Consider the following 24,835-nt stretch of genomic DNA (forward strand, 5'->3'; position numbering starts at 1 on the left):
TGAGATGGCGCAATGGGAGGTGAGGGTGCAGCAGTCAGGGGTGGGCGGGTCGCCGATCAGAAAGATTTAATAACGCGGCGTTCTATCCCGTCCCCGGCCCTCACCCGGTGTCAGGCCGGCGCCCGGAATTGGGCTGGAAACAATCCCAAACCTGCCCTTATCCCGCCCTGTTCCCCCGCGAAACCGGCGCTCACCAAAACGCAAGGGGCGCACGTATGCTGAAGAAAATCCTGATTGGCCTTCTGGTTGTCATCGCCGCCCTCGGGCTGCGCAATACCAGCGTCTTTACCCCGCCTGCCAGCGATGGCCCGCCCCGCTTCATTTCCCATCGCGGGGTTCACCAGACCTACCACCGCGTCGATCTGGAGCGCGACACCTGCACCGCCATCCGCATCTATCCGCCTACGCACGACTTTATCGAGAACACGCTGCCCTCCATGCAGGCGGCTTTCGAGGCAGGGGCTGAGGTCATCGAGATCGACGTGCATCTCACGCCGGACGGGGAATTCGCTGTGTTCCATGACTGGACGCTTGACTGCCGCACGGAGGCGGAAGGCCAGACCAACAAGACGCCGATGAGCCTCATCCGCACGCTGGACGCCGGCTATGGCTACACTGCCGATGGCGGAGAGACCTTTCCCCTGCGCGGCAAGGGGGTGGGCATGATCAAGTCGCTTCCCGAAGTGTTCGACGCCTTTCCGGAAGGCAAGTTCCTCATCAACTTCAAAAGCCGCCGCGCTGTGGAAGGCCGGGTGCTGGCAGAGATACTGGAAGCAAACCCGCGCTGGCGCGCGCAGGTCTGGGGCGTCTATGGCGGGCCCATTCCGGTGGAAGCATTGGTTGAGCGCGTTCCGGACATGAAACATTTCACCAAGGGCAGCGCGAAAGATTGCCCGATAGACTATCTGTTGATGGGGTGGTCAGGGTTTGTGCCCGATAGCTGCAAGAACACACTCGTGCTGATGCCCGTCGACTATGCCCCGCTGCTTTGGGGGTGGCCGCGCGCCTTCGAGGCCCGGATGAGCGCGGCCGGCAGTGAGGTGATCCTGTTCGGAACGCCGGGTGGGACAGGCAATGACGGCGCGCCCGGCATCGACACACCCGCCCAGTTGCGCAAGGTTCCCAAAGGCTTCGGCGGCTATGTCTGGACCGACCGGATCGAATCCCTCGGTGACGTCAATTAGGGTGGCCCCCTATTGGGGATGTCCGGTAGGCTGGGTTCTGTCACGGCGATAAAAAACCGGGAGGGCGCAGATGCCAAATGCAGAGATCATCCACGCCACCTTCGAGCGGGCCGCCGAGGCGTGCGCCGACCCTGCGCCGCTGGTTTATGCGCGCCTTTTCGAGTTGCGGCCGGACTTCAAACCTCTGTTTGACATGGACACCGATGGCGGCGTGCGCGGCTCGATGCTGGAAACTTGTTTCGAGGCGATCCTGGGCCTGGTGGAAGGATCGGGTTCTCAGCGCGTCATCCTTTCGGCGGCCCGCTTCTCCCATGGCGGCTATGGCGTGGAGGGGGCGGAGTTTGATGTGATGTTCGCCAGCATCCGCGATGTGTTCCGGGATCTTCTGTTGCCCGATTGGACGGCAGAGGAGGAGGCCGCCTGGGCTGATCTTCTGAGCGAGATTGCCGCCGTCGCCTGATGCTCAGCGGCAGACCAGCGGGCGTATAGCGAGGATTTAGGCAGGGCAATTGCCAATTCCCGTCCGCTGGGGTTAGTCTGCGTTCAGCAGCCCGCCAGACTCCAGAGAGCGGGCAGGGAGGAACCATGCAGATCACATCGCTTGAGGGCGCCGGCGCAGAGATTACCGGTGTCGATATCCGCCAGCTTTCAGATGCCGACTTTGCCGCCATCCGGCAGGCCTATGCTGATCACGGCGTCATCTTCTTCCGCGATCAGGCACTCTGCGAAGACGATCATATCGCCTTTGCCCGCCGCTTTGGCCCGATCAACATCAACCGCTTCTTCCTGGCGCATGAGCGCTATCCGGAAATTGCCCTCGTGCTGAAGGAAAAGGAGCAGAAAACCAATATCGGAGGCGGTTGGCATACGGATCATTCCTATGATGCCGAGCCGGCGATGGGCTCTGTGCTCGTCGCGCGGCAGCTGCCCGATGCGGGCGGCGATACCTGGTTTGCCTCCATGTATACCGCTTACGACACGCTGGACGACGCCACGAAGGAGGAGATCGCCGGCCTGCGCGCGGTGCATTCGGCCAAGCATATCTTCGGTTCGGCAGAGAACAATTTCTACAAGGCCAATGAAGATACCGGCGGGCGCATCGGCAATACTTCAGCGGCGGACGCATTGCAGGATGTAACCCATCCCATCGTCATCACCCATCCGCTCAGCGGCAAGAAGGCGCTCTATGTGAACCCTGCCTTCACCACCCGCATCGAGGGCTATGAGGATGAGGCGTCAAACGCCCTCCTCATGCGCCTCTATGCCCATGCGATGAAGCCCGATCATGCCCACCGCTTCAAATGGCGCGAGGGCTCGGTTGCGTTCTGGGACAACCGCTCGACATGGCATTGGGCAATGAATGACTATCATGGAGAGCGGCGCCTGATGCACCGGATCACCATCGAAGGCTGCACGCTGAACTAGCGCCGGCCGCTCAGTCGATCCGGAATTCGACGCCTACATCGCGCCCGCTCGACCAGCGTTTCATGCAGGTGCGCGGATATTTGAACTGGGGCAGGGTCATCACGAACTGCTCGGGCAGCTCCACCCCCTCGGGCACGCAGATGCGCGCGCCGCCGGGAGAGATGTCCCGCAGCTCGCATTCCACGCGCTTGAACAGGCCGAGGCGCACATAGGCCTTGCCTTCGACACGTATCCGCTGGCCCCGCCTGTTATATTGCAGGAAGGGCTGATGGTTGATTTGAGAGCGCTGTTGGGTCATGGGGATGGCCGGGCGGTCATGGGTAGAATGTTGAGCCATCAGGGAAATGGCATATCTTTATAATGACATATCCAAGTAAAGCCCTATCCAAAGCCATTGATTTAATTGAACAGATTCCGGTCATCCGGACTTCATGATCGGGGAGGCCTCATTGAGCGCAGACGTAGACATCAGAGCCGCTGGCGGGATTGGCCGTATCACGCTGACGCGCCCGGCCGCGCTTCATGCGCTCAACACGCCGATGTGCGCGGCCATTCTCAAGGCGCTGGCCACCTGGAGAGATGACCCTTCCATTCACATCATATGGATCGACCATCAGGAAGGCACGCGGGGGTTCTGCGCGGGCGGGGACATCCGGATGCTTGCGACAAGCGGCGCCGGCGACGCGGCCGAAGCGCGGGATTTCTTCCGCACCGAATATCGCATGAACGCGGCGCTCAAAGCCTTTCCCAAGCCCGTCATCTCCCTTCTCGATGGCGTTACGATGGGCGGCGGCGTGGGGCTGTCCGTGCATGGGTCTCACCGTGTGGCCACTGAGCGCACGTTGTTCGCCATGCCCGAAACCGGCATTGGCCTCTTTCCCGATGTGGGCGGCGGCTGGTTCCTGCCGCGGCTGGAAGGCGAGCTTGGCACCTGGCTCGCGCTGACGGGCGCGCGCCTGAAGGGCGCTGATGTGGCCGCCGCCGGGGTGGCGACCCATTATCTTCCGTCAGAGCTTGTGCCGGCCCTGGGCAAGCAGCTTGAAGTGGCGGACTTCTCGATGGATGCCAGCGCCCTGCTGGACGAGATTCTCCGTGGTCTGACGCATGCCCTCCCGGCGCCGTCCTATGGCGCGCATCGCGATACAATCCACCGCTGTTTTGCCGGGCAGAGCGCCGAGGCCATCGTTGCCGCGCTGGAAGCTGATCCCGGTGACTGGGCAAAGGGCGAGGCGGCCACCATCCGCGCGAAGTCTCCCGAGACGGTGAAGGTTGCCCTGCGCCAGTTGCGCGAAGGCGCGCGCTGCGAAACCTTTGAAGACAATATGCGCATGGAGTTCCGCATCGGCTGGCGCAAGGTTCAGAGCCATGACTTCCAGGAAGGCGTGCGGGCCGTCATCATCGACAAGGACAATGCCCCCGTCTGGTCGCCCGAGCGGCTGGAAGATGTCAGCGAGGCAGATGTGGCGCGATACTTTGAGCCGCTGGGCGAGAATGAGTTGAGTTTCGAAGACTAGAAGCAGCGGCAACAGCTATTCAGCGTTTCTTCAAGATAAAGACCGCCCGGATACTTCCGCGGCGGTCTTTTCATGTCTTGTGTTTCAGAATGAAACGGATTTTGGCCGGAAAACACGTTACGGGGCAGTAACGGTTAATGAATGCTCTGATTTTTTTACCAGCATCATTTGAAACCGCGTTGTGCTTATCAATTTATTAGGTCTGATCCTGTAAATCTGATCAAACTACAACAAAAGTTGAGTAAAAGTTGAGTGGTGGTGAATATGATGATGATCGACATGCAGGACACTGCAACAGGCACAATCGGCGAATCTTTCCTTAAGTCGCTGTCCCTTCTTGAGCAGGCGCATCGCCGTCTGCACGATGTGGTGAAGGATGATCTGGAACGCGCCGGCGAACGTTCGCTGACCGGCGTTCAGGCTCTGCTTCTCTACGAGATTGGCGAAGGGGAAGCTCCAGCTTCGGTGCTTCGCGCTCGTGGCGCCTTTGCTGGCACCAGCCTTTCGTACAATGTGAAGAAGCTTCAGGAGGGCGGCTATCTCGTCCAGACACGTTCGGAAGATGACAAGCGCACGGTTACCCTGCGCCTCACCGACCGTGGCAAGAAAGTCCGTGCACGTGTGGAAAAGCTGTTCGAAAAGCAGGCAACGGCGCTTGAGCCCACCGCCAGCGTCCGCGCTGACGACCTCTCGCAGCTCAACAAGACCATTTCGCGTCTCGAGCGCTTCTGGTCCGACCAGATCCGTTATCGTCTCTAAGTTCTTTCGGGGGGAAGAAGACGGGAAAACCCCGGAGCGCGGACAAAGCGCTCCGGGGTTTACTTGTTTGTGAGCGGATCAACTATCCCCGGCGGATTTGCCCTGCGCCAAGCCCGGCAGGGGGCGAGAAGGGGAGCGATAGGGGGGCTTGCTCCAAAGGCCCCAGCCTCTAATCTGGCGTCAGGATCAGAGGCGACCTTCATGAAACTCTTTGCCGTCTTTGTCGGGGGCGATCATCCCCGTGCCAGTATCGAGGTCCACGACCTGCGCTTTGTGGTGGGCGAAACGCTTGAGGGCACCGTCCCGGCCCTGCAGGCCGCCTGGTGGGGAACGCCCGGGTCCCTGCACATCGATGGCTATGCGGAATTGACAGAGGTGGATGGCTGGCAGGTCGATCTTGCGCCCGGCAAGGCGGGCGCCCCGCCTGCCCGCCGCCTGTGGTTTGTCAATCTTGGCGGCTATACGCCCGGCCTTTTCGGCGAGCAGCACAACTATCTCTTCCTTGCCGGCGCGGACAAGGCCGAAGTCTGGAGCCGCGCCCGCGCCCTCTCTCCGGAATGGACCGGCCGCCACAAGGACAATTTCGTCTGTATCGACGATGTGATCGATGTGAGTGGCCTGCTGGACAGCGAAGGCTGGCACCTGCGCCTTGACCATCCAGCCACGGGCGAGAGGCCTGCCCGCATTGTCTCGGACTATATCAAGCTCTGATCGTACCGGGGCCGGCGGTAATTTTGTGATCCTCTGTTAAAACAAGGCTTCACCCTGTGGAATTTTCTCCTTAGGGTGGTGGTCATGCGGGGGATCGCTTCCATCATTCTTGCCGGCGCCAGCGCGGCCGGCACCGCCGATGCGGCCCCCTGGGTGCGCGAGGAAGGCGGCTGGTATGCCCGCGCCCTCGGCGCCCGCGACAGCCTCAATGGCGCCGAAGGCTGGCGCGCCGATTTCTATGGCGAATATGGCGTCACTTCGAAAACCACGCTCACCCTGAAGAATGAAGCGGTTACCTATCCCGAAGCGCGGGCGTTCGATCAGGATACCTGGCGGCTCACAGCCCGCCGCACGCTCGGCAGCTATAAGGGGTGGACCGCCGGCGCGGAGCTGGGCGCTGTCCACGGCGCCTCTCTCAATGGCAGCTATGACAACAGCCTCTTCTTCTGCGAAGGGACGGGCCTTGAAGCCCGTCTTGGCGGTGGCTGGTCAGGCTATTACCGCGAGCAGGCGCTGCATGTGTTCGCCGATGCCGCCATTCTCTCGCAGGGGGATCGCTGCACCCGTACACGCATTGAAACCGGCTACGGCCAGGATCTGACGGACCGGGTGTTCATCGGCCAGCAGCTCTGGTTCGAGGAAGGCGAGATCACCGGCCGCTCGGTCAAAACCGAAACCCAGCTCGGCATCCATTTCGGCCGTGTGGACGTGTCCCTTGGCTATCGCGAGGAGATCGGCGGCGCCTTCAATGAAAACGCCGTCCTGATCGCCATCGTCGCGCGGCGGTAACCCGCCGGGCTTACTCTGCCGGGGCGGCTTCGCCCTGATAGCCCGTCTCGACCATCAGATAGGCAATCACGCCCAGCCGGTCGGCTTCGCGGCGCACGCCGGAAAAGCTCATCCGGTTGCCGGGAACAAAGGTACGCGGGTTTTCAAGCCAGTGGTCCAGCTGCTCGGGCGTCCAGATAAAGTCTTCGGCCTGCAGCGCGGGCGAATAGGCAAAGCCCTCGGCGCCGGCAACGTGGCGGCCGAAGACGCCGTGAAGGTTGGGGCCAACCAGGTGCCCCGCCCCTTCTGCGGTCAGGTGGCAGGATTGGCAGAGCTTCCAGGTGCGGGCGCCCACGGCATAGTTGGCCGTGTTGTAAGGAGCCGGCAGGTTTGCAAATTCCGGGCTGGGCTCGCCAGGGGCGGCGGCGGGGGTTGCCGGGGCAGCCACCGGCGCGGCGGCCGGCGCGCTCGCGGCCGGTTCTGCCGGCTTGGCAGGCGCGGGGTCAGAGCCGCCACACGCCGCAAGGGCGAGCGCAGCGATCAGGGCGAGCGGGGCAGCAGGAGAAAAGCGCATGGGTTTTCAATACCTTGTAACGGCCTGGATATATCCGGAGGCATCTTCGCGCCGCAGCCGCTCAAACTCAACAGACAGCCTGCCGCAGCGGCGAAAATTCTCAAAGCCTGCCGAAACAAGGCGCTGGCCGCCAGCCTGGGCCGGGGCGCAGCGAAGCGCAGGACAGCCCGCTTCCGATCGGCTAGTCTTTCGGGCCCATGGCTGATTCTGCTCCTCCCCGCCCCACGATCCGCAAGCTGCCCGCAGATGTGGTCAACCGCATCGCTGCCGGTGAGGTGGTGGAGCGCCCCGCCGCAGCCGTGAAGGAGCTTGTGGAAAACGCGCTCGATGCGGGCGCGCGCAACGTTGCCATCGCCATCGAGGAAGGCGGCCTGAAGCGCATCACGATCGAGGATGATGGCTGCGGCCTCTCCGCCGAAGACCTGCTGATCGCGCTGGAGCGGCACGCCACCTCGAAACTCGTGCCGGATACTGACGGGCGCGTTGATCTTCTCAATATCTACACCATGGGCTTCCGGGGCGAGGCGCTGCCCTCCATCGCCTCGGTCAGCCGGATGCGCATTGTCTCGCGCGCGGCCGGGGAAGAGGCCGCTGAAATCTTCTCCGAGGCCGGGCGGCTCGATGGCCCGCGTCCCGCCGCCTATACAGGCCGCAGCGCCACCGGCACACGCATTGATGTGAATGATCTCTTCCACGCCACGCCTGCCCGCCTCAAATTCATGCGCGGTGAACGCGCCGAAGCGATGGCCGTCACCGATGCGGTCAAACGCCTCGCCATGGCCAATACGGAAGTGGCTTTCAGCCTGGAAAGCAATGGCCGCAGCCTCTTCCGCTACGCCGCCGAAGGCCCCGGCGATGCCGGCCGCCTGAAACGTCTCGGCGCCATCATGGGGCGGGAGTTTTCGGAGAATGCCGTCGCGGTCGATGCCACGCGCGAAGGCGTGCGCCTGTCAGGCTTTGCCGGCCTGCCCACGCTCAATCGCGGCAATGCCCAGCTGCAGTTCCTGTTCGTTAATGGCCGCCCGGTGAAAGACCGTATGCTGACGGGCGTGGTCCGCGCTGCCTATCAGGATTTCCTGGCGCGGGACCGCCATCCGATGGTTGCCCTGTTTGTGGACCTTGATCCGGAAGGCGTGGATGTGAACGTCCACCCGGCGAAGACTGAAGTGCGCTTCCGCGATGCGGGCGGTGTGCGCGGTCTGATGGTGTCTGCCTTGCGCCATGCCCTCGCCGCCGCCGGTCACCGCGCCTCCACCACAGTGGCGGGATACACCCTCGGCAAGGTGCGTGCCGAGCCGGCGCCGCAAGCGGGCTTCCTGTGGCAGGCGCCCCAGAGCGGCGGCTATGTGCAGCGCCCCGCCATGCCGCCGCAGGCTTACGCCCCGCGCCATGTGGAGGAAGACGCGGCGGAAGAAGAGTACACCCCGCGCGGCTATGTGCCGGAGCCGGGCGCGCCGGAGGCTGCGCCCATGGCCCGGGTCGAGGCCGGGCCCATGCCCGCCCCCGGCACGCTTGCCGAATACCCCCTTGGCGCGGCCCGCGCGCAGGTTCATGAAACCTATATCATTGCTCAGACGGCGGACGGTATTGTCATCGTCGATCAGCACGCCGCCCATGAGCGGCTCGTCTATGAGGCGATGAAACGCCAGATGGCGGAAGGCGGCGTGCGCCGCCAGGCGCTGCTGATCCCGGATATTGTCGAGCTTTCCGAAGACGAGGCCCACCGCGTGTGTGCCCGCGCCGAGGAGCTTGCGGCCCTCGGCCTCGAAATCGAATCTTTCGGCCCCGGCGCCATCGCTGTGCGCGCCACCCCCGCCCTCTTCGGGGAAATGGACGCGGCCGGGCTGATCCGCGATCTCGCCGATGATTTTGCCGAATATGAAGCCGGGCTCACCCTGTCGGAGCGTTTCGAGGAGGTGATGGGCAACATGGCCTGCCGTTCCTCCATCCGCGCCGGGCGCCGTCTGAACGGGGACGAAATGAACGCGCTCCTCCGCCAGATGGAAGCGACGCCCCATTCGGGCCAATGCAATCACGGCCGCCCCACCTATGTCGAGCTGAAGCTGGCAGACATTGAACGCCTCTTTGGCCGCAGAGGGTAACCCCGCGATGAATTTCAGTGCCCTGATATTTGATTGCGATGGGGTTCTGGTCGATTCTGAAGCCATCGCCATTCAGGCCGAGCGGGAACTGCTTGCCGGCTGGGGCCTCGACTATGACTTCCAGGCTTTCGTGTCCCGCTTTGTCGGCCTGCACAACCGGGACTTCTACGCCGCGCTTGCCTCGGACGCCGAGGCGCTTGGCCTTGCGCTGCCTGAAGGCTTTGGCCCGGCGTTGCAGGCCAATAACTGGAAGCGGTACGAGACGGAGCTGACGGCTATCGAAGGCGTCGCCAGCGTCACCGAAGCTTTCGGCGGGGCCCTTGCGGTCGCGTCCTCATCGGAGGCTGACAAGCTCGTCCGTAAACTGCAGATCGCCGGCCTGCATGATCTTTTTGTGCCGCATATCTATTCCTCCGATCTCGTCACGCACGGCAAGCCCGCGCCGGATCTCTTCCTGCTTACGGCGGACAAGCTGAACGCCGCGCCCGAAGCCTGTCTCGTCATTGAAGACAGTATCAACGGCATCAAGGCCGCCCGCGCCGCGGGCATGACTGCCTGGGGGTTTACCGGCGGGGGCCATGCCGATGCGGGGCTTGCCCAGCGCCTCGCCGAGGCAGGCGCCCACGGTGTTTTCAGCTCCCACCGCGAAATTGCCAGCGCCCTGAGCGCGCGCTAGCTTCGCTGGCATGTTCACGCGCCGCTCCGTCCTCACCGGCCTGTCCGGCTTTGCCCTTGCTGCCTGCGCCCACCGCGCCGATGCTCTGCGTGTTCCGGCCGCCTCTGCGCGCCGCCGCATCGAGGATCTGGTCTATTCGGCCATGGTGCCCGCCGCCGGTCTTGTCGTGTGCCATCGCGGCGAGGTTGTCTTTGCCCATGCAGAAGGCCTCGCCCAGGGCGCCGCCGGGGAAGCAGACCGCGCGCCCTTCACGCCGGAAACCGCCTTCTGCGCCCCTGCGCTCTCGCCGCTTGCCGCCGTGCCCTTCGATCCCCGCTTCGCAGCGCGCGGCGCTGCCGCCACGCTCTATACCCGCGAAGATGAGGGCTTGTGGCAGGTACAGACAGAGGCTGGGGAATGCACCGGCGCCAGCTTGCGGGGCCTTGCCAGCCTCGCCCGGGCGGCGGGGCAGACCCCGGACTTTCCGGGCGTCCAGACCTATGAGGCAGACACCTCGCCGGTCCTTGGCGTGAAGCTCATCGGCCATCAGGGCGAAGCTTACGGATCATATTCCGGTGCCTTCCACGCGCCCGATCTGGAGGTTGAAATCGCCTTTGCTGTCACCGGAACGTCCGTGTCCGGTAGAGGAAGGTCAGTCCACCATCCTGTGATGATCAAGGCGACCGAGCCGCTCTGGGCCGCTGCCGAAAGCTTACTCGCCGCTTTCTAGAACGGCGGCCTTTGGCGGCGGGCCGATCAGCAGGAAGCTATAGGGCGTGCAGGTTCCCTGAACGATGTAGCGTTTTTCGAAAAGATAGTATTGCCCCACTTCCACGGTCTCCCGGAACGCCTCGGCCCGCTGGTAGAAAGTCACGCCGTCCTCATCGACAAGGTCAATCTCGGCGCCGTCAACGGCGGTAACGGCCGCGCCGATCACCTTGGTCTCATAGCTGCACGGCCCGCCCACCATCGGGGGATCCGGCGGCGCCGCGCAGGCTGAAAAGCTCGCGGCAAAAGCCAGCAATGCAGATGTGGCGGCGAATTTCATGGCAGGCGTCTCCCCCGGAAAACCTGCCGCATCCTTATCTGCGCCCCGGCGGCGCGCAAGCCGGTCTCAGCCGGATTTCTTTTTCGCCTTACGCGGTTTGGCGGCTTTCTTTTCCTCTTCCTTCGCCTTGCGGGCCCGGTCGGCCCCGCCACTGGCCACCCACCAGAAGATGCGCCACCCTTCCGCGAAGGTCATCTTCGGCGCCGGCGCCAGCGTGCCCTGCTTTTCGGGCGGGGCTACCTTCGGGGGTTTGCGCTTCTTCTTCAGCGGGCGGGCAGGCTCGGCGGGTTTGGGCGGGCTCTCCAGGGGCGCCTCGTCCTCTGTAAACTCCACCTGCGCGGGCACGTCCCCACCCTCAAACTCCGCCTGCAGATTATTCAGCAGGTGGGCATCGGAGAAATCGATCGCCAACTCTACCCAGAGCGGCAGGTGATCGGACATCTGCCAGGTCAGCCAGCGTTTGGCGTAATAGTCCTTGTCCTTGCCGGCGTCGCGCGGACTGCCATCGGGCTTGAGGTCGCGGTGGCGCGTGGGCAGAATGGGCGCGTAGTGTTCGTAATGATCCGGCCGGAACACGGTCTGACTCCAGTCGAACACCCCGGACGACAGGAAGGTCAGCTCATCCTTCTGCGTGCGGAAGGCGATCTGGTCATAATAATGGGTTCCCAGAAGGTTTGACGGGTACTGCTCGGGCGGCAATTGGAAGCCTGCCTTGGTCAGCGCGCCCATCGTTTCATCAACCGGGTTCTTGATGTTGAAGTCGCCCAGCAGAATGTAATTCTCGTTCTCCCGGTCAGCCCGGCTGGCCATTTCGCGGGCGATGTAGTCGATCTCCGATACGCGCCGGGCATAGCCATCGCTCCCCTTCGCGGTTTCCCCGAAATAGATATGCACCGTACACAGCGAAAATTTGAACCATCCCGCCTGAAAGCTCACCATGAACGGCGTGCGCGCAAACTGTTGCTCGCCGGGCAAGAGGGCATGTTTGGGCAGCACGATCTCGCCAACGATATTCCGGAAGCGGACCTTGCGGGCATCAAACACGAAGCACATGCGTTCACGATTGCCGCTGGCGCCGGTCGTCACATCCGTCGCAATGAAGTCCCAGCCCGGCCCCATCAGGCGGATCACATCCTTCAGCGGGCCGAGATCCTCGTTCACTTCCTGCAGCGCGCAGACATCGAACGAGGAGAGCACTTCGGCAATGTAGTGCAGGCTCTCGCGGCGCCGGGGGCCGTGGCGGAATTTGTTATTGTCGAAATCGCGGATGTTCCAGGTGCCGATGACGAGGCTGGCATCCTTGGTGCGCCGGGGCACGCCGCGCGGAGGCGGCGAGGCGAGTTGCGCACGCAGCTCCAGCAGGCGGCGCGAGGTCCAGTCGCTCTCGGCGTCTGAGAAAAGCTTGCGATTCCGAAGGTCGGTATACCAGACCATAATGTCCCCATCGCGTTCTGCGGCTGGCCTGCTTTGCGGAGGCCGTGGTTAACGAGGGGTTAATATGCCGCCGATTCGCCGGGCGGGGCAGGGGTTTACACAGTCACAACGCGGCCAGGGTTCATGATGCCTTGCGGGTCCAGCGCCCGCTTGATCGCGCGCATGGCGTCTGTGGCCGCGGGCGGGCGCAGGCGGGCCAACTCGTCCCGTTTCAGGCGTCCCACGCCATGCTCGGCCGAGATGGAGCCGCCATGGGCCATCACCGTATCATATATCACCCGCGTGATGGCCGCTTCCTTTGCTTTCAGCTGCGGGCTGGCCGTGTCCAGGGCCTCGACCACCGAATAGTGCAAATTCCCGTCGCCCACATGCCCGAAGATGACGAAATCTGCCGTGGGCAGAACATCGCGCACGGCCGCGTTGCATGCCTCGATGAACACCGGAATGCGGCTCACCGGCACGGAAATGTCCTGGTTCAGCGCGGCCCCGTAGGCGCGCTTGGACAGCGGGATTGTCTCGCGGATATGCCAGAAGCTTTTCGCATGGGTTTCGCTTTCCGCAATCACGGCGTCCTGGATCAGGCCGTCTTCCATCGCCGCCTCCAGCGCGCTTTCCAGCAGGCTGCGGGCATAGGCCCCATCGGTCTGCGAAATATCCATCAGCACCCGCCAGGGCGCGTTCGAGGGCATGGGATCCCGCGCGGTGGGGATATCGGCGACCACCATATCCACCGCATTGCCGGGGATGATCTCGAAACTTGTTACCGAATCCCCCACCCGCCCGCGCACCAGGGCCAGCAGCTTCACCACATCTTCCGCAGACGCACAGATCACCCAGGCGCTTGCCCGTTGCACCTTTGGGAAAAGCTTCAGCGTTGCCGCCGTGATCAGCCCCAGCGTGCCTTCGGCGCCCGCGAAAAGATGTTTGAGATCATAGCCGGTATTGTTCTTGCGCAGGCCGGAAAGCCCGTCCCACACCTCGCCGGAGGGCAGCACCACTTCCAGCCCCAGGATCAGGTCGCGCATCATGCCATAGCGCAGCACCGCCACGCCCCCGGCATTGGTGGAGATGAGGCCGCCAATCGTCGCAGTGCCCTCCGAACCGAGCGAGAGCGGAAACAGCCGGCCCGCCGCATCGGCCGCTGCCTGCGCGGAAACCAGCGTTGCGCCGGCCTCGATGGTCAGGGAATTGTTGAACGGGTCGGTCTCGCGCAGGGCGGTCATCCGCGTCATCGACACACAGACTTCGCCATGCGGCGTGCCGCCATCGATCAGGCCGGTATTGCCCCCCTGGGGCGTCATCGCCACGCCATGCTGCGCGCAGAGCTTCACCAGCGCGGCGGCCTCGGCGGTGGAGGCAGGCCGCACGATCAGCGGCGTTTCGCCCTGATAGGTGCCCCGCCAGGGCGTTGCGGCAGCATCGAGCTTTTCTGGCTCCTGCGTCCAGCCCCTGGGGCCGAGCAGGTCTTTGACAGCGGTGAGAAATACAGGTGGCAAGGTCTGGGTCATGGCTCATTCTAGCGCGTCTCGCGCGCCCCTGTCATCTCGGAGGGTTCCGTATCCGGCCGTGGATGTCCGCTTACCCCGCCTGCGCCGCCAGCGCGCCCAGCGCGGCGCCATCTACCCGGTAAACCGTCCACTCATCCATCGGCCGCGCGCCGAGCGCGAGATAGAAGTCGATCGATGGCTGGTTCCAGTCCAGCACGGACCATTCCAGCCGCCCGCAGCCGCGCGCCATGGCAATCTCCGCCAGCTTTGCCAGCAGTGCCTTGCCATAGCCCTTGCCGCGCGCGGCGGGGTTTACGAACAGGTCTTCCAGATAGATACCGGGCTTGGCCAGGAAAGTGGAGTAGTTGTGGAAGAACAGGGCAAAGCCATGCGGCTTCCCGTCTTCCTCGATCAGCAGCACTTCGGCATAGGGGCGCGGCCCGAACAGGCTCGCCCGCAGGCTTTCCTCCGTAGCCACACAATCAGCCTCCAACTTCTCATACACGGCCAGCGCGCGGATGAACCCCAGGATCACAGGCGTATCAGCCGCCTGCGCAAAACGGATGCGGTGCATGTTTTGAAACCTCATGTCAGATCCAAAAAGGCCCGCCTTGGGGGCGGGCCTTTGCGGTCAGGATCAATCCTCGAAGTCTTCGTCTTCGACGACGACATCCGCGCCGGGGTCTTCTTCGGCTTCGTTGCGCAGTTCCTGTTCGGCTTCGGCCAGGCGGCGCAGCAGGTATTCCTCGCAAACGGCGATCAGCTCGTCACGGCGGTCTTGATAGAAGTGGTTGGCGCCGGACACCTTGGCGCGGTCCACCTTCTGGCCCTTCTGTACACGCACTTTCGTCAGCGCGCGTTCCACGTCTTCGGGAGACGCAATGGAATCCTTGTCACCCGCCACGATCAGGCCGGAGGCCGGGCAAGGCGCGAGGAAAGAGAGGTCGTAATGGTTGGCCGGCGGCGAGATGGCGAGGAAGCCGTCAATCTCCGGGCGGCGCATCAGCAGCTGCAGCGTGATCCACGCGCCGAAGGAATAGCCTGCGCACCAGACAAAGCGCGGCGATTCTGACAGGTTCTCCAGATAGTCGAGCACATAGGCGGCGTCTTCCAGCTCCCCGATGCCCTGGTCATAGGCGCCCTGGCTGCGGCCGACGCCGCGGGAATTGTAGCGCAGCACGCCGAAGCCATGCTTCTCGAACAGCTGGTAGAGCATGATCGTGATCGGGTCCTGCATCGTTCCGCCCGCTTTCGGGTGGGGGTGCAGGATCAGGGCGATGGGCGCGCCCGGATATGGCGGCTCGGTATAGCGCGCTTCAATTCGGCCCTGGGGCCCCGGAATGATGATCTCGGCCATCGCAACCTCGGCTTATTTCCACAGAAGGGCGCGTAGATAGGCCAAGTCGCTGCCAAAATGCAAATTTTTCTGCAGGGTGCGGGATTACCCGGAAAAGACTATATAAAAGGAACCATGATCTACGCCGATTACAACGCCACCGCCCCCCTGCGGCCAGAGGCCCGCGCAGCCATGCTGGCTGTGCTTGATCTGGGCGCCACAAACCCCTCCTCCGTCCACAAGGCCGGGCGGGCAGCGCGCGCCGTGGTGGAGAAGGCCCGCGCCGTGGCCGGCGCTGCCATCGGCAGCCGGGCTGAAGACATCGTGTTTACCAGCGGGGGCACCGAATCCCTCGCGCTCGCCATCCAGGGCGCGGTTGCCGCGCTGGACGGGGCCGCCACCCTGATCGTCTCGGCCATCGAGCATGACGCCGCGACCAAGGCCGCCGCTCATGCCGGCGTGCCGGTGGAGACGGCCTATGTTCTCCCGTCAGGCCAGGTGGACCTGGAAGACCTGCGCACGCGCCTCTCCGCCTGGGACAAGGGCCTGAAGGGCACGCCTATCCTCGTCCTGATGCTGGCCAATAACGAAACCGGTATCCTCCAACCCGTTCAGGAGGCCGCTGCCCTGATGCGTGCAGCGGGCGGGCTGACAGTGTGTGATGCGGTCCAGGCGCTGGGTAAGGTGCCCGTCAATGTGGCCCTGCTGGGCGTGGATTACCTTGCCCTTTCGGCCCACAAGATTGGCGGGCCGCAGGGGGTGGGCGCACTTTGGCACCGGGCGGGCGCGCCGCTGAAAGCCGTTCAGTATGGCGGCGGGCAGGAGCGCGGCCTGCGCTCAGGCACCGAGAATGTCGCCGGGATTGCCGGTTTTGGGGCGGCTGTGTCCAAAAGTGTCCAGGATTTGCCGCGCTATGCGGCGCTTGGGCTCCATCGTGACGCGATGGAAGCGCGCCTGAAGGCCGAAGGCGGTGTCACCGTGATCGGCGAAGGCAGCCCGCGCCTCGCCGGCGTTTCCTGCTTCGCCCGCGCTGGCTTTCGGGCTGAAACCCAGGTCATGGCCCTTGATCTGGCAGGAGTTTGTGTTTCGGCAGGCTCTGCCTGCTCGTCGGGCAAGGTGAAAAGATCGCTTGTGCTTATGGCGATGGGCGCAGATGACGCCCTTGCGGAATCGGCCATCCGCACCAGCTTTGGCTGGAACAGCCAACCGGAAGATTTCGACCGCGTCTCGAATGCGTGGCTCGAAGCGGCCAAACGAACTGTGTTGAAGGACACCGTCACTTGATAAAGTGGAACCAACTTTTCAGTGAATGCCTTCTCTTCTGCATTATTGGCGGGGGCGTGGCGCTCATCGGCGGGCCCAACCTTGCCTGGGTGCTAGGTGGTTGTCTGGCCGGGATCGGCGTCGGCATTTTGCGATATCTTCATGTAAAGCGTGGGAAAAGTGGACTCTGATGGAATGCTGCGGCGGAATTGAAGAGCATGATGACGAGGGCGCCGAGGTGAAGGTGAAGGAAGGCATTGATGCGAAGACGGTCGAGGCGGCAAAGCGTCTGGAGTCGGAGAATTATTCTGCCGGTTTCGTGACGGACATTGAAATGGACATGGCCCCGAAGGGTCTTTCCGAGGATACCGTCCGCTTCATCTCCGCCAAGAAGGGCGAGCCCGAATGGCTGCTGGAATGGCGCCTGGAGGCCTATCGCCGCTGGCTGACGATGGAAGAGCCCGCTTGGGCCCGCGTCCATTATCCCAAGATCGACTTCCAGGCCTATTATTACTACGCGGCGCCCAAGGCCGGCGCGAAATACAAGTCGCTGGACGAAGTTCCCAAAGAGATTCTCGAGACCTATGAGAAGCTCGGCATCCCTCTGCGCGAGGCCGAAGTGCTGCTCGGCGTCGAAGGCGCAGCGGAAACGGCCGCGACGGCGCGCGAGCGGCCCAAGGTTGCCGTCGATGCGGTGTTCGATTCCGTGTCTGTGGCCACTACTTTCCGCGAGGAGCTGAAGAAAGCCGGCGTGATCTTCATGTCGATCTCCGAAGCCGTGCAGGAACATCCGGAACTGGTGAAGAAATATCTCGGCTCTGTCGTGCCGGCCTCCGACAATTTCTATGCGACGCTCAATTCGGCCGTCTTCTCCGATGGGTCGTTCGTTTACATTCCCAAGGGCGTGCGCTGCCCGATGGAGCTCTCCACCTATTTCCGCATGAATGCGGAGAATACCGGGCAGTTCGAGCGTACACTGATTATTGCGGATGAGGCGGCGTACGTTTCCTATCTGGAAGGCTGCACCGCGCCGATGCGGGACGAGAACCAGCTCCACGCCGCCGTGGTCGAACTCGTCGCGCTTGATGACGCCGAAATCAAATACTCCACCGTCCAGAACTGGTGGCCGGGCGATGAGGACGGCAAGGGCGGCATCTACAACTTCGTCACCAAGCGCGGCGATTGCCGCGGCGCGCGCTCCAAGATTTCCTGGACGCAGGTGGAAACAGGCTCTGCCGTCACCTGGAAATATCCTTCCTGCGTGCTGCGGGGCGACGACTCCGTGGGCGAGTTCTATTCCATTGCCGTTACCAATGGCCGCCAGCAGGCCGACACTGGCACCAAGATGATCCATCTGGGCAAGCGCACGAAAAGCCGGATCATCTCCAAGGGCATCTCTGCCGGCAAGTCTGACAACACCTATCGCGGCCTTGTTTCCATCCACAAGAAGGCTGAAGGTGCGCGCAATTTCACCCAGTGCGACAGCCTGCTGATCGGTGACCGGTGCGGGGCCCATACCGTGCCCTATATCGAAAACCGCCGCGCCGACGCGCAGCTCGAGCATGAGGCGACGACGACCAAGCTTTCCGAAGACCAGCTTTTCTATGTCCGCCAGCGCGGCATTGGCGAGGAGCAGGCCGTTGCCCTGCTCGTCAACGGCTTCGTCCGCGAAGTGCTGCAGGAACTGCCAATGGAGTTTGCCGTCGAGGCGCAGAAACTTCTGGAAGTCAGCCTTGAGGGCAGCGTCGGCTAGATTGCGTTTTTCCCCCCGGCGCGCGATAGGATCAGTGCCGGAGGAGAGACCCATGAAATTGCAACTGCTCGCGGCTTTGCCGCTCGCCGCGCTGATCGCCTGCACGCCGAAAACCGAGACGCCGGCTGAAGCGCCTGCCGCTGCCGAAGAGGTTGCCGCTGCGCCCGCCAGCCTGCCAACCTGCGCGGAAGCTGAAACCGCCAGCGGCGGCCAGCTGCCGATGCTTACCGGTTGCCGGCTGGAACTGGGCGAGGGCAGGAATGCCGTCATCAGTTCCACAGACATGACCGACGGCGAGGGCCTCCTGCGCGCCGAAATCACCGGTGCCGATGGAGCCTCCCTTCAGGTGATCGAGGAACCCGCAACGGGCTTTTACAACTACCCCTATCTGGAAGACCTGACCGGCGACGGCGCAGCGGATCTGATGCTGCCGCAATTCTCCGGCATGGTGAACACCAGCTATGCCCTCTGGGTTCAGAGCGCCGATGGCCTGTTCAGCCGGGCAGGCGAGCTTGGGGGCTTTGACATTACGCTGGGCAGCGACGGCCTGATCGCCGCTTCCGGGCGCTCCTCTGCGGCCGAATGGGAAACCGGCTATTACTCGGTCGAGAATGGCGCGCTGAAGGAGATTGCCGTTGTCGTCACCCGCGCTGAATTTGAGGAGGGCGAGCCTGCTTCCGATCAGCCCGCATGCGAAGTCATCCGCTCGGCGGACGGGGTGGATATCGCACCCTTCTGCCAGCCAGCTGCTGAAGCGCCCTCCGACTAAAGCCGGGCAGGCACGGAACTTGCTGGGCGGGCGGCAGGAAACCGCCGGCTCGCAGGGACTCTGGCATGACAAACCTGGTTAAAATCGCTGCTGGTCTGGGCCTCACCGCCCTGATGCTGACGGCTGCCTGCGCCACAAATCCGGACATTTCGCCCGAAGAAACGGCCGAGCGCCGCGCCCGGCTGGCGGCTGTGTCGCTGCTGCCGGATTGTGCCGCAGCGGAAACCCTGACCGGCGGCCGCGCAGAGCGGCTCCCCGATTGCCGCCTCAGCGGGGCGAAAGGCCTTCACCTGATCCTTAAAACCGACCCTCTGGATTGGGAAATGATCGGTCCTTCGGGCTTTCTGAGCATTTCGGTCATGGATCACCAGGGCCGCCCCATCGCCGATTTTTCCGAAGTCATCCACGGGCTTTACGTCTATCCGCAGGTGCTGGACGTGAACGGCGATCGCCGCGCGGACCTCATTATCCCCCGGTCCACAAACGCGGTAAACGTCAGCTATGCCCTGTGGATACAGCAGGAGAACGGCGATTTCGCCCATGCCGGGCAGGTGGCCGGCGCCGAGATCGCCTGGACAGCCGGCGGCATGATCGCTGCGGCCAGCCGCACGGGCGCGTCAGACTGGGAAACCGCCTACTACCGCGTGACCGGCGCCGCGCTTCAGGAACTCGCTTTGGTCCGGGCCGAAGGCAGCCAGCCGCCCCGGCGCGGGGGGCGTTGCGACATCCTCCGGCTTGCGCCGGGCCTGGAGCCTGGCCGCTTCTGCGCGGCCCGCTGAGCGCGCCAATCGGGCACAATTCTTGCTGATGGAAGCCCGTTGGGGGCCGGTGGGGTCCCTTAAGGGAACATCATCCATGTCAGGACTTCTCAAAGAAATTGGCGGCTATGTGCTGCTGGCGCTGGCCATTTTCGCCGCCCCGCTCCTGGCTGCTGTCATCGGTTAGGGCAGCGGCAGCGGCTTTTCCGCGCTTTGCGCTTTCAAATCATCGCAGGGCGCCCTAAATCCCCGCCATGTTGAAGATCCAGAATCTGAGCGCCACAGTTGGCGAAGGCGAAGCGGCCAAGACCATCATCAATGGTCTGTCGCTGGAAGTGCCTGCGGGCGAAGTTCATGCCATCATGGGGCCGAACGGGGCGGGCAAGTCTACCCTGTCCTATGTGCTGACCGGCCGGGACGGCTATGAAGTTACCGGCGGAGCCGCCACGCTGGACGGGCAGGACATCCTGGCCATGGAGCCGGAAGCGCGCGCGGCAGCCGGTCTTTTTCTCTCCTTCCAGTATCCGGTGGAGATCCCCGGCGTGCCGGTGATGACCTTCGTGCGCACCGCGATGAACGCCCAGCGCAAGGCGCGCGGCGAGGCGGAAATCTCGGCGCCCGATTATCTCAAGAAGTCCCGTGACGTGGCCAAGATGCTGAACCTTGACGCGGATATGCTGAAGCGTCCGGTGAATGTCGGCTTCTCCGGCGGCGAGAAGAAGCGTCTGGAAATCTATCAGATGCTGATGCTGGAGCCGCGCTTCATGGTGCTGGACGAGACCGATTCCGGCCTCGATATCGACGCCCTGCGCACCGTGGCCGAGGGCGTCAACGCCCTGCGCGCGCCGGAGCGCGGCATGCTGGTCATCACCCACTATCAGCGCCTGCTCGACCATATCAAACCGGACAAGGTGCACGTTCTCGCCAAAGGCCGCATCATCAAGACCGGCGGCCCGGAACTCGCCCTGCGCCTTGAAGAAGAAGGCTATGACGGCGTGCTGGCGGAGGCCGTGTGAGCGCCGCCCTGAAAGATATGATCCGTAATCCGACGGTTGCGGAACTCGAACTGGTCGCGCGCTATGGCGCCCTGAAGGCAGACCCGCGCCGCGAACGCCTGTTTGAAGCCTTCGCGCAGACCGGCCTGCCGCATCGCCGTATCGAAGACTGGCGCTGGAGCGACTTCAAGGCCGGTGTCGGCGCGCTGGACGCACCCGCCACACCCCCCGCAGCAGATCCTCTCGCTGCGGACGGTGTGGCCACGCTGAAATTTACCCCGCAGGGCTATACCGCGCCCGCCACTCTGCCACCCGGCCTGCGCCTTCTGGCGAAGGATGAGGCTCAGGCGATGAGCGGCGCCGAAGACGCGCCCCTCGGCGCGCTGGCCGCTGCACTCTCCGGAGCGAAGAACGCGCCGGCAACCCTGCTTGCCGAAGTCACGGACGAGGCGCCGGTGCGGCTGCACATGGTGTTCTCCGGCCCCGGCGCCATCAATGCGGCGCGTGTGGTGTTTCTGTTGCGCCCCGGCGCGCGGCTTGAGGTTTCCGAAAGCCATCTGGGCGGCGCGGCCTTCTCCACGGCGCTGGTCGAATACACCCTGCAGGAAGGCGCAAAGCTCTCCCGCGTTGTCTATCAACGCGGCGGGAAGGGCGAAGCGCAGGCGATTACAGCGATGATCCATCAGGATGCGGACGCTGAAACGAAACAGACTGTGCTCGCCTTTGGCGCCAAGGTGGCGCGGATTGAAACCCGCCTTGTGCACCAGGAAACGGGCTCTCACGCCACGCTGAACGCGGCCTATCTGGCGGGCGACGGCTATCACATCGATCTCACCAGCCATGTGCGCCATGGCGCGCGTGCCTGCGTGACAAGGCAGGTGACCAAGGGCGCGGTGCTGGATGGCGGGCGCGGCGTGTTCCAGGGCAAGTTCCATGTGCCTCGCAATGCCGGCCAGCAGACCGACGCCTCGATGCAGCACAATGCACTGCTGCTGGAAGACGGCGCGGAAGTGTTCGCCAAGCCGGAACTGGAAATCCTGGCGGATGATGTTCAGTGTGCGCACGGAAATACCTCCGGCGCGCTGGACCAGAACCAACTGTTCTATCTGCGCCAGCGCGGCATTCCTCTGGAGAAGGCCCGCGCGCTGCTGACTGAAGCTTTCATTGCCGAAGCGCTGGAAGATGCCGGCGATCACGCAGAGGCGTTGCGGGCAGAGGCAAGCCAATGGCTGGCGATATGAAACATCAGTATGCATCCTTGAACCCCTCTCTTCCTCAGGGGGAGAGGGGCAGGGGTGAGGGGGCAGCCCCAGCCCTGCCCCTGCCATTTTACCGCGTCGCCGCCACCCTCACCCCCAACCCCCTCTCCCTCAGAGAGGGCGAGGGGGCTCTGGGCGCTGCGTGTGGAGAATAAAATGTCCCGCAAGCTCGACATCCCCGCCATCCGCGCTGAATTTCCGATCCTCTCGCGTGAGGTGAATGGCCACCCGCTGGTCTATCTGGATAACGCGGCCAGCGCGCAGAAGCCGAACGCCGTGATTGATGCGCTCGCCGGCCAGATGCGCACGGCCTATGCCAATGTGCACCGCGGCCTGCACACACTGGCAAATGAGACGACCGAAGCCTTCGAGGCTGCGCGGGAAACCGTTCGCGCTTTCCTGAATGCGCCGTCTACAGACAACGTGATCTTCACCAAGGGCTCCACCGAAGGCATCAACCTTGTTGCCTCCGCGCTTGCCGCGCGCATTCAGCCGGGCGACGAAATCGTGCTCTCCATCATGGAGCATCATTCCAATATCGTGCCCTGGCATTTCCTGCGCGAGCGTCATGGCGCGGTGCTGCGCTGGGTCGGCCTCAAGGAAGATGGCTCGCTTGATATGGACGCGATGGCGGATGCCATTGGCCCGAAGACGAAGATGGTGGCTATCACCCAGATGAGCAATGTGCTCGGCACGGTGACGGATGTGGCCGCGATCACGCAGCTTGCCCATGCCGCTGGCGCCGAAATCCTGATCGATGGCAGCCAGGCGGCGGTTCACCTGCCCGTCGATGTGCAGGCCATCGGGTGTGACTGGTATGTCATCACCGGCCACAAGATTTATGGCCCGACGGGTATCGGCGCCCTTTATGGGACGTCCGCTGCGCTGGACCGCGCCCGGCCCTATCAGGGCGGCGGCGAGATGATCGAGATCGTCGAGCTGGACCGGATCACCTACAATACCGCGCCGCACAAGTTCGAGGCGGGCACGCCGCCGATCCTGGAAGCCATCGGTTTTGGCGCGGCCCTGCGCTGGCTCGCGCAGTTCGACAAGGCGGAGATCGCCGCCCATGAACACGCCCTCTATGAACGCGCGGCGGGTATTCTGCGCCAGGTCAACGGCATCCGCATCCATGGCGAGGCCCCCGGCAAGGGCGCTGTGCTGGCCTTCAGCCTGGAGGGCGCCCACCCGCACGACCTTGCCCAGATCCTCGACCGCTATGGCGTCGCGATCCGCGCCGGCCACCATTGTGCGCAGCCCTTAATGCAGCATTTAGGCGTTCCGGCTACGGCCCGGGCCAGCTTTGCCCTATATAATACCGAGGTTGAAGTGGACGCGCTGGGTGAAGCGCTCGCCAAAGCGCGCAAAATGCTGGTATAAATACGTATATGGCCGATGATATGACCTCCCAAGACCTGCTCGGTGTCCGCGATCCTGCGGCTGTCTCTGCGATTCCGCAGGAGGAACTCGACCGGCTGACCGATGAGCTGATCGCTGCGTTCAAGACTGTTTTCGACCCGGAAATCCCAGTCGACATCTATGAGCTGGGCCTGATCTACAAGGTGGACATCGATGACGACCGCAAGGTGGACATCGAAATGACACTAACCGCGCCCGGCTGCCCCGTGGCGGGCGAGATGCCCGGATGGGTCGAAAACGCCGCAAAGAGCGTTGAGGGAATCGAGGCTGTCGAAGTCTCCCTGACTTTCGATCCGCCCTGGGACCCTTCCCGAATGTCGGATGAGGCCCGCCTCGCGCTCAATATGCTTTGATTGAAGGAGGGGGCGCGCGTCCCTATCTATAGACCATGGCCCGCAGACCCCGCCCCCAACCCGTCCGCCTCAGTGCTGCTGCTGCTGCGCGCGTGAAGGAAATCATGGCCGAGCGCGGCCTGGGTTTCCTGCGTGTCGGCGTCAAGAATGGCGGCTGCGCGGGCATGGAATATGTGATGGACTATGCCGAGGCGCCTCAGCCGCTGGACGAGGTGGTTGAGGATAATGGTGTCACGATCCTGATTGATGCCAAGGCGGTGCTGTTCCTGCTGGGCAGCGAAGTCGATTATGAAACCACGCTGCTTCACGAGAAATTCGTGTTCCGCAATCCCAACCAGACCGATGCCTGCGGCTGTGGCGAGAGCGTGACCATCGTGCCGGCCGCGGCGGAGTAATCCGTCCGGCGGGCTGATGCAGGTTCGCGGATTTCCCCCTCTTTCGGCGCCAGACGCTGAACTCCTGATTCTCGGCAGTATGCCCGGCATCGCCTCACTGGAAGCGGGGCAATATTATGCCCATGCCCGCAACGCCTTCTGGCCGATCATGGGCCATCTTTTCGGCGCCGGCCCCCAGCTTGCCTATCCCGTCCGTGCCCAGCGCCTCTACCAACAGAAGGTGGCGGTCTGGGACGTATTGCAGCTATGCCTGCGGCAGGGCAGCCTCGACGCAGACATCCGCCAGGAGGTGCCCAATGATTTTGGCGCTTTCTTTGCCGCCCATCCGCATATTCGCCGGATCGGCCTCAATGGCGGCAAGGCCGCCACAAGTTTCCGGAAATATGCGGCGGCCCATATGCCGCCGGGCGCAGAGACCGTGATACTGCCTTCAACCAGCCCCGCCCATGCCGCGCGCCAATTCGAGGACAAGTTGGCGCTCTGGCGAGCGGGCCTTCTGGGCAATCTTTAGGGATATCCCCGCGCCTCAGCTGGCCAGCTTCATCAGCACGATGCCGCTCGCGATCATGGCGGCCGCGAGGAGGCGCATCGGGGTGGCCGCTTCGCCGAGCCAGATGACGCCGAAGATGAACGCACCCGCCGCGCCGATGCCGGTCCAGACCATATACGCCGTACCCAGCGGCAGGGATTTCATCGCCATTGCCAGCAGCGCAAAGCTGGCCGGCATGGCCGCGATCATGATGAGGGTGGGGATGGGCCGGGTGAAACCAGCCGATTGTTTCATCGCGGCGGCCCAGACGATTTCCAGTAGACCGGCGACGACAAGAAGGCCCCAAGGCATGGGAAGCTCCCGCAGAAACGGGCCGTCCCGAAG

Annotated in this window: 28 protein-coding genes; 20 read left to right on the forward strand and 8 right to left on the reverse strand. The window is 63.5% G+C overall.

The annotated features are described in order from the left end of the window. The first annotated feature begins 218 nt into the window (after nt 1-218). The 3 genes from ACQKI2_RS04055 (at nt 219) to ACQKI2_RS04065 (ending at nt 2,609) form a co-directional block, all read left to right on the forward strand. Entirely contained in the window at nt 219-1,184 is a 966-nt protein-coding gene (locus tag ACQKI2_RS04055) for a glycerophosphodiester phosphodiesterase family protein (protein ID WP_427378659.1), read from the forward strand. 70 nt (nt 1,185-1,254) lie between these two features. Next, nucleotides 1,255-1,644 carry a globin domain-containing protein gene (locus tag ACQKI2_RS04060; protein WP_427378434.1) on the forward strand — a complete coding sequence of 130 codons (390 nt, stop codon included), beginning with the start codon at nt 1,255-1,257 and terminating at the stop codon, nt 1,642-1,644. 125 nt (nt 1,645-1,769) lie between these two features. Further along, the gene (locus ACQKI2_RS04065; protein WP_427378435.1) at nt 1,770-2,609 is read left to right on the forward strand and encodes a TauD/TfdA dioxygenase family protein; all 840 of its coding nucleotides are present in this window, start codon (nt 1,770-1,772) and stop codon (nt 2,607-2,609) included. 10 nt (nt 2,610-2,619) lie between these two features. Here ACQKI2_RS04065 and ACQKI2_RS04070 read toward each other — a convergent pair whose 3' ends face one another. Continuing rightward, nucleotides 2,620-2,946 carry a PilZ domain-containing protein gene (locus tag ACQKI2_RS04070; protein ID WP_427378436.1) on the reverse strand — a complete coding sequence of 109 codons (327 nt, stop codon included), beginning with the start codon at nt 2,944-2,946 and terminating at the stop codon, nt 2,620-2,622. 112 nt (nt 2,947-3,058) lie between these two features. Here ACQKI2_RS04070 and ACQKI2_RS04075 point away from each other — a divergent pair, with 112 nt between their 5' ends. The 4 genes from ACQKI2_RS04075 to ACQKI2_RS04090 all read left to right on the forward strand — a co-directional run bounded on the left by ACQKI2_RS04075 (nt 3,059) and on the right by ACQKI2_RS04090 (nt 6,382). Further along, nucleotides 3,059-4,123, forward strand: a complete 1,065-nt coding sequence (locus ACQKI2_RS04075; RefSeq protein ID WP_427378437.1) for an enoyl-CoA hydratase/isomerase family protein — start codon at nt 3,059-3,061, stop codon at nt 4,121-4,123. A 279-nt stretch (nt 4,124-4,402) separates the two neighbouring features. Then, on the forward strand, nt 4,403-4,882 hold the full coding sequence (locus ACQKI2_RS04080; protein ID WP_035598854.1) for a winged helix DNA-binding protein: 480 nt from the start codon (nt 4,403-4,405) through the stop codon (nt 4,880-4,882). A gap of 201 nt (nt 4,883-5,083) precedes the next feature. Then, nucleotides 5,084-5,593 (forward strand): DUF1543 domain-containing protein, encoded by a 510-nt coding sequence (locus ACQKI2_RS04085; RefSeq protein WP_427378438.1) that lies wholly within the window; start codon nt 5,084-5,086, stop codon nt 5,591-5,593. A gap of 84 nt (nt 5,594-5,677) precedes the next feature. Next, nucleotides 5,678-6,382 (forward strand): hypothetical protein, encoded by a 705-nt coding sequence (locus tag ACQKI2_RS04090; RefSeq protein ID WP_427378439.1) that lies wholly within the window; start codon nt 5,678-5,680, stop codon nt 6,380-6,382. 10 nt (nt 6,383-6,392) lie between these two features. Here ACQKI2_RS04090 and ACQKI2_RS04095 read toward each other — a convergent pair whose 3' ends face one another. Further along, nucleotides 6,393-6,935, reverse strand: coding sequence for a c-type cytochrome (locus ACQKI2_RS04095; protein ID WP_427378440.1), 543 nt, complete (start codon nt 6,933-6,935; stop codon nt 6,393-6,395). Nucleotides 6,936-7,132: 197 nt separating this feature from the next. Here ACQKI2_RS04095 and mutL point away from each other — a divergent pair, with 197 nt between their 5' ends. Genes mutL through ACQKI2_RS04110 form a run of 3 tightly spaced genes read left to right on the forward strand, consistent with a single transcriptional unit; the run spans nt 7,133 to nt 10,422 of the window. Next, nucleotides 7,133-9,037: a DNA mismatch repair endonuclease MutL gene (gene mutL / locus ACQKI2_RS04100; protein ID WP_427378441.1), complete on the forward strand. Its 1,905-nt coding sequence runs from the start codon at nt 7,133-7,135 to the stop codon at nt 9,035-9,037. A gap of 7 nt (nt 9,038-9,044) precedes the next feature. Further along, nucleotides 9,045-9,713: an HAD family hydrolase gene (locus ACQKI2_RS04105; protein WP_427378442.1), complete on the forward strand. Its 669-nt coding sequence runs from the start codon at nt 9,045-9,047 to the stop codon at nt 9,711-9,713. A gap of 10 nt (nt 9,714-9,723) precedes the next feature. Continuing rightward, nucleotides 9,724-10,422 (forward strand): hypothetical protein, encoded by a 699-nt coding sequence (locus tag ACQKI2_RS04110; protein ID WP_427378443.1) that lies wholly within the window; start codon nt 9,724-9,726, stop codon nt 10,420-10,422. On the opposite strand, the gene ACQKI2_RS04115 is transcribed toward ACQKI2_RS04110, so the two are convergent. From ACQKI2_RS04115 to ACQKI2_RS04135, 5 genes are all read right to left on the reverse strand, one after another. Next, nucleotides 10,405-10,740, reverse strand: a complete 336-nt coding sequence (locus ACQKI2_RS04115; protein WP_427378444.1) for a hypothetical protein — start codon at nt 10,738-10,740, stop codon at nt 10,405-10,407. The genes ACQKI2_RS04110 and ACQKI2_RS04115 overlap by 18 nt on opposite strands. 66 nt (nt 10,741-10,806) lie before the next feature. Further along, nucleotides 10,807-12,174 carry an endonuclease/exonuclease/phosphatase family protein gene (locus ACQKI2_RS04120; protein ID WP_427378445.1) on the reverse strand — a complete coding sequence of 456 codons (1,368 nt, stop codon included), beginning with the start codon at nt 12,172-12,174 and terminating at the stop codon, nt 10,807-10,809. 95 nt (nt 12,175-12,269) lie between these two features. Next, nucleotides 12,270-13,682 carry an FAD-binding oxidoreductase gene (locus ACQKI2_RS04125; protein WP_427378446.1) on the reverse strand — a complete coding sequence of 471 codons (1,413 nt, stop codon included), beginning with the start codon at nt 13,680-13,682 and terminating at the stop codon, nt 12,270-12,272. A gap of 70 nt (nt 13,683-13,752) precedes the next feature. Then, nucleotides 13,753-14,235, reverse strand: a complete 483-nt coding sequence (locus ACQKI2_RS04130) for an N-acetyltransferase family protein (RefSeq protein WP_427378447.1) — start codon at nt 14,233-14,235, stop codon at nt 13,753-13,755. A 63-nt stretch (nt 14,236-14,298) separates the two neighbouring features. Next, complete coding sequence (locus ACQKI2_RS04135) at nt 14,299-15,018, reverse strand: alpha/beta hydrolase (protein ID WP_427378448.1); 720 nt, start codon at nt 15,016-15,018, stop codon at nt 14,299-14,301. Between the two features lie 114 nt (nt 15,019-15,132). On the opposite strand from ACQKI2_RS04135, the gene ACQKI2_RS04140 reads away from it, so the two are divergent. From ACQKI2_RS04140 to ACQKI2_RS04185, 10 genes are all read left to right on the forward strand, one after another. Beyond that, entirely contained in the window at nt 15,133-16,281 is a 1,149-nt protein-coding gene (locus ACQKI2_RS04140) for a cysteine desulfurase family protein (protein ID WP_427378449.1), read from the forward strand. Between the two features lie 169 nt (nt 16,282-16,450). Beyond that, nucleotides 16,451-18,013, forward strand: coding sequence for a Fe-S cluster assembly protein SufB (gene sufB / locus ACQKI2_RS04145; protein ID WP_427378450.1), 1,563 nt, complete (start codon nt 16,451-16,453; stop codon nt 18,011-18,013). Nucleotides 18,014-18,065: 52 nt separating this feature from the next. Further along, a complete protein-coding gene (locus tag ACQKI2_RS04150; protein ID WP_427378451.1) occupies nt 18,066-18,782 on the forward strand; it encodes a hypothetical protein in 717 nt (238 codons plus the stop codon). Between the two features lie 65 nt (nt 18,783-18,847). Next, nucleotides 18,848-19,561: a hypothetical protein gene (locus ACQKI2_RS04155; RefSeq protein WP_427378452.1), complete on the forward strand. Its 714-nt coding sequence runs from the start codon at nt 18,848-18,850 to the stop codon at nt 19,559-19,561. Between the two features lie 233 nt (nt 19,562-19,794). Continuing rightward, nucleotides 19,795-20,556, forward strand: a complete 762-nt coding sequence (sufC, locus tag ACQKI2_RS04160) for a Fe-S cluster assembly ATPase SufC (protein WP_427378453.1) — start codon at nt 19,795-19,797, stop codon at nt 20,554-20,556. Further along, nucleotides 20,553-21,776, forward strand: a complete 1,224-nt coding sequence (locus ACQKI2_RS04165) for a SufD family Fe-S cluster assembly protein (RefSeq protein ID WP_427378454.1) — start codon at nt 20,553-20,555, stop codon at nt 21,774-21,776. Before sufC ends, ACQKI2_RS04165 begins: the two co-directional genes overlap by 4 nt. 174 nt (nt 21,777-21,950) lie before the next feature. Next, on the forward strand, nt 21,951-23,174 hold the full coding sequence (locus ACQKI2_RS04170) for a cysteine desulfurase (protein WP_427378455.1): 1,224 nt from the start codon (nt 21,951-21,953) through the stop codon (nt 23,172-23,174). Between the two features lie 8 nt (nt 23,175-23,182). Further along, nucleotides 23,183-23,566, forward strand: a complete 384-nt coding sequence (locus tag ACQKI2_RS04175) for an SUF system Fe-S cluster assembly protein (protein WP_114105104.1) — start codon at nt 23,183-23,185, stop codon at nt 23,564-23,566. Between the two features lie 35 nt (nt 23,567-23,601). Beyond that, a complete protein-coding gene (locus ACQKI2_RS04180) occupies nt 23,602-23,961 on the forward strand; it encodes a HesB/IscA family protein (RefSeq protein WP_427378456.1) in 360 nt (119 codons plus the stop codon). Between the two features lie 16 nt (nt 23,962-23,977). After that, on the forward strand, nt 23,978-24,472 hold the full coding sequence (locus ACQKI2_RS04185; protein ID WP_427378457.1) for a DNA-deoxyinosine glycosylase: 495 nt from the start codon (nt 23,978-23,980) through the stop codon (nt 24,470-24,472). 15 nt (nt 24,473-24,487) lie between these two features. On the opposite strand, the gene ACQKI2_RS04190 is transcribed toward ACQKI2_RS04185, so the two are convergent. Continuing rightward, nucleotides 24,488-24,802, reverse strand: a complete 315-nt coding sequence (locus ACQKI2_RS04190; RefSeq protein ID WP_427378458.1) for a DMT family transporter — start codon at nt 24,800-24,802, stop codon at nt 24,488-24,490. Nucleotides 24,803-24,835 lie beyond the last annotated feature (33 nt).

This window comes from Hyphomonas sp. NPDC076881 (assembly GCF_050269995.1).
Lineage (GTDB): Bacteria > Pseudomonadota > Alphaproteobacteria > Caulobacterales > Hyphomonadaceae > Hyphomonas.

Excerpts from the sequence above, each read along its gene's own strand:
- ACQKI2_RS04060 (WP_427378434.1), top strand. The coding sequence starts at position 1,255 with ATGCCAAATGCAGAGATCATCCACGCCACCTTCGAGCGGGCCGCCGAG.
- ACQKI2_RS04065 (WP_427378435.1), top strand. The coding sequence starts at position 1,770 with ATGCAGATCACATCGCTTGAGGGCGCCGGCGCAGAGATTACCGGTGTC.
- ACQKI2_RS04070 (WP_427378436.1), bottom strand. The coding sequence starts at position 2,946 with ATGGCTCAACATTCTACCCATGACCGCCCGGCCATCCCCATGACCCAA.
- ACQKI2_RS04080 (WP_035598854.1), top strand. The coding sequence starts at position 4,403 with ATGCAGGACACTGCAACAGGCACAATCGGCGAATCTTTCCTTAAGTCG.
- ACQKI2_RS04085 (WP_427378438.1), top strand. The coding sequence starts at position 5,084 with ATGAAACTCTTTGCCGTCTTTGTCGGGGGCGATCATCCCCGTGCCAGT.
- ACQKI2_RS04090 (WP_427378439.1), top strand. The coding sequence starts at position 5,678 with ATGCGGGGGATCGCTTCCATCATTCTTGCCGGCGCCAGCGCGGCCGGC.
- ACQKI2_RS04095 (WP_427378440.1), bottom strand. The coding sequence starts at position 6,935 with ATGCGCTTTTCTCCTGCTGCCCCGCTCGCCCTGATCGCTGCGCTCGCC.
- mutL (WP_427378441.1), top strand. The coding sequence starts at position 7,133 with ATGGCTGATTCTGCTCCTCCCCGCCCCACGATCCGCAAGCTGCCCGCA.
- ACQKI2_RS04105 (WP_427378442.1), top strand. The coding sequence starts at position 9,045 with ATGAATTTCAGTGCCCTGATATTTGATTGCGATGGGGTTCTGGTCGAT.
- ACQKI2_RS04110 (WP_427378443.1), top strand. The coding sequence starts at position 9,724 with ATGTTCACGCGCCGCTCCGTCCTCACCGGCCTGTCCGGCTTTGCCCTT.
- ACQKI2_RS04115 (WP_427378444.1), bottom strand. The coding sequence starts at position 10,740 with ATGAAATTCGCCGCCACATCTGCATTGCTGGCTTTTGCCGCGAGCTTT.
- ACQKI2_RS04120 (WP_427378445.1), bottom strand. The coding sequence starts at position 12,174 with ATGGTCTGGTATACCGACCTTCGGAATCGCAAGCTTTTCTCAGACGCC.
- ACQKI2_RS04125 (WP_427378446.1), bottom strand. The coding sequence starts at position 13,682 with ATGACCCAGACCTTGCCACCTGTATTTCTCACCGCTGTCAAAGACCTG.
- ACQKI2_RS04130 (WP_427378447.1), bottom strand. The coding sequence starts at position 14,235 with ATGCACCGCATCCGTTTTGCGCAGGCGGCTGATACGCCTGTGATCCTG.
- ACQKI2_RS04135 (WP_427378448.1), bottom strand. The coding sequence starts at position 15,018 with ATGGCCGAGATCATCATTCCGGGGCCCCAGGGCCGAATTGAAGCGCGC.
- ACQKI2_RS04140 (WP_427378449.1), top strand. The coding sequence starts at position 15,133 with ATGATCTACGCCGATTACAACGCCACCGCCCCCCTGCGGCCAGAGGCC.
- sufB (WP_427378450.1), top strand. The coding sequence starts at position 16,451 with ATGGAATGCTGCGGCGGAATTGAAGAGCATGATGACGAGGGCGCCGAG.
- ACQKI2_RS04150 (WP_427378451.1), top strand. The coding sequence starts at position 18,066 with ATGAAATTGCAACTGCTCGCGGCTTTGCCGCTCGCCGCGCTGATCGCC.
- ACQKI2_RS04155 (WP_427378452.1), top strand. The coding sequence starts at position 18,848 with ATGACAAACCTGGTTAAAATCGCTGCTGGTCTGGGCCTCACCGCCCTG.
- sufC (WP_427378453.1), top strand. The coding sequence starts at position 19,795 with ATGTTGAAGATCCAGAATCTGAGCGCCACAGTTGGCGAAGGCGAAGCG.
- ACQKI2_RS04170 (WP_427378455.1), top strand. The coding sequence starts at position 21,951 with ATGTCCCGCAAGCTCGACATCCCCGCCATCCGCGCTGAATTTCCGATC.
- ACQKI2_RS04175 (WP_114105104.1), top strand. The coding sequence starts at position 23,183 with ATGGCCGATGATATGACCTCCCAAGACCTGCTCGGTGTCCGCGATCCT.
- ACQKI2_RS04180 (WP_427378456.1), top strand. The coding sequence starts at position 23,602 with ATGGCCCGCAGACCCCGCCCCCAACCCGTCCGCCTCAGTGCTGCTGCT.
- ACQKI2_RS04185 (WP_427378457.1), top strand. The coding sequence starts at position 23,978 with ATGCAGGTTCGCGGATTTCCCCCTCTTTCGGCGCCAGACGCTGAACTC.
- ACQKI2_RS04190 (WP_427378458.1), bottom strand. The coding sequence starts at position 24,802 with ATGCCTTGGGGCCTTCTTGTCGTCGCCGGTCTACTGGAAATCGTCTGG.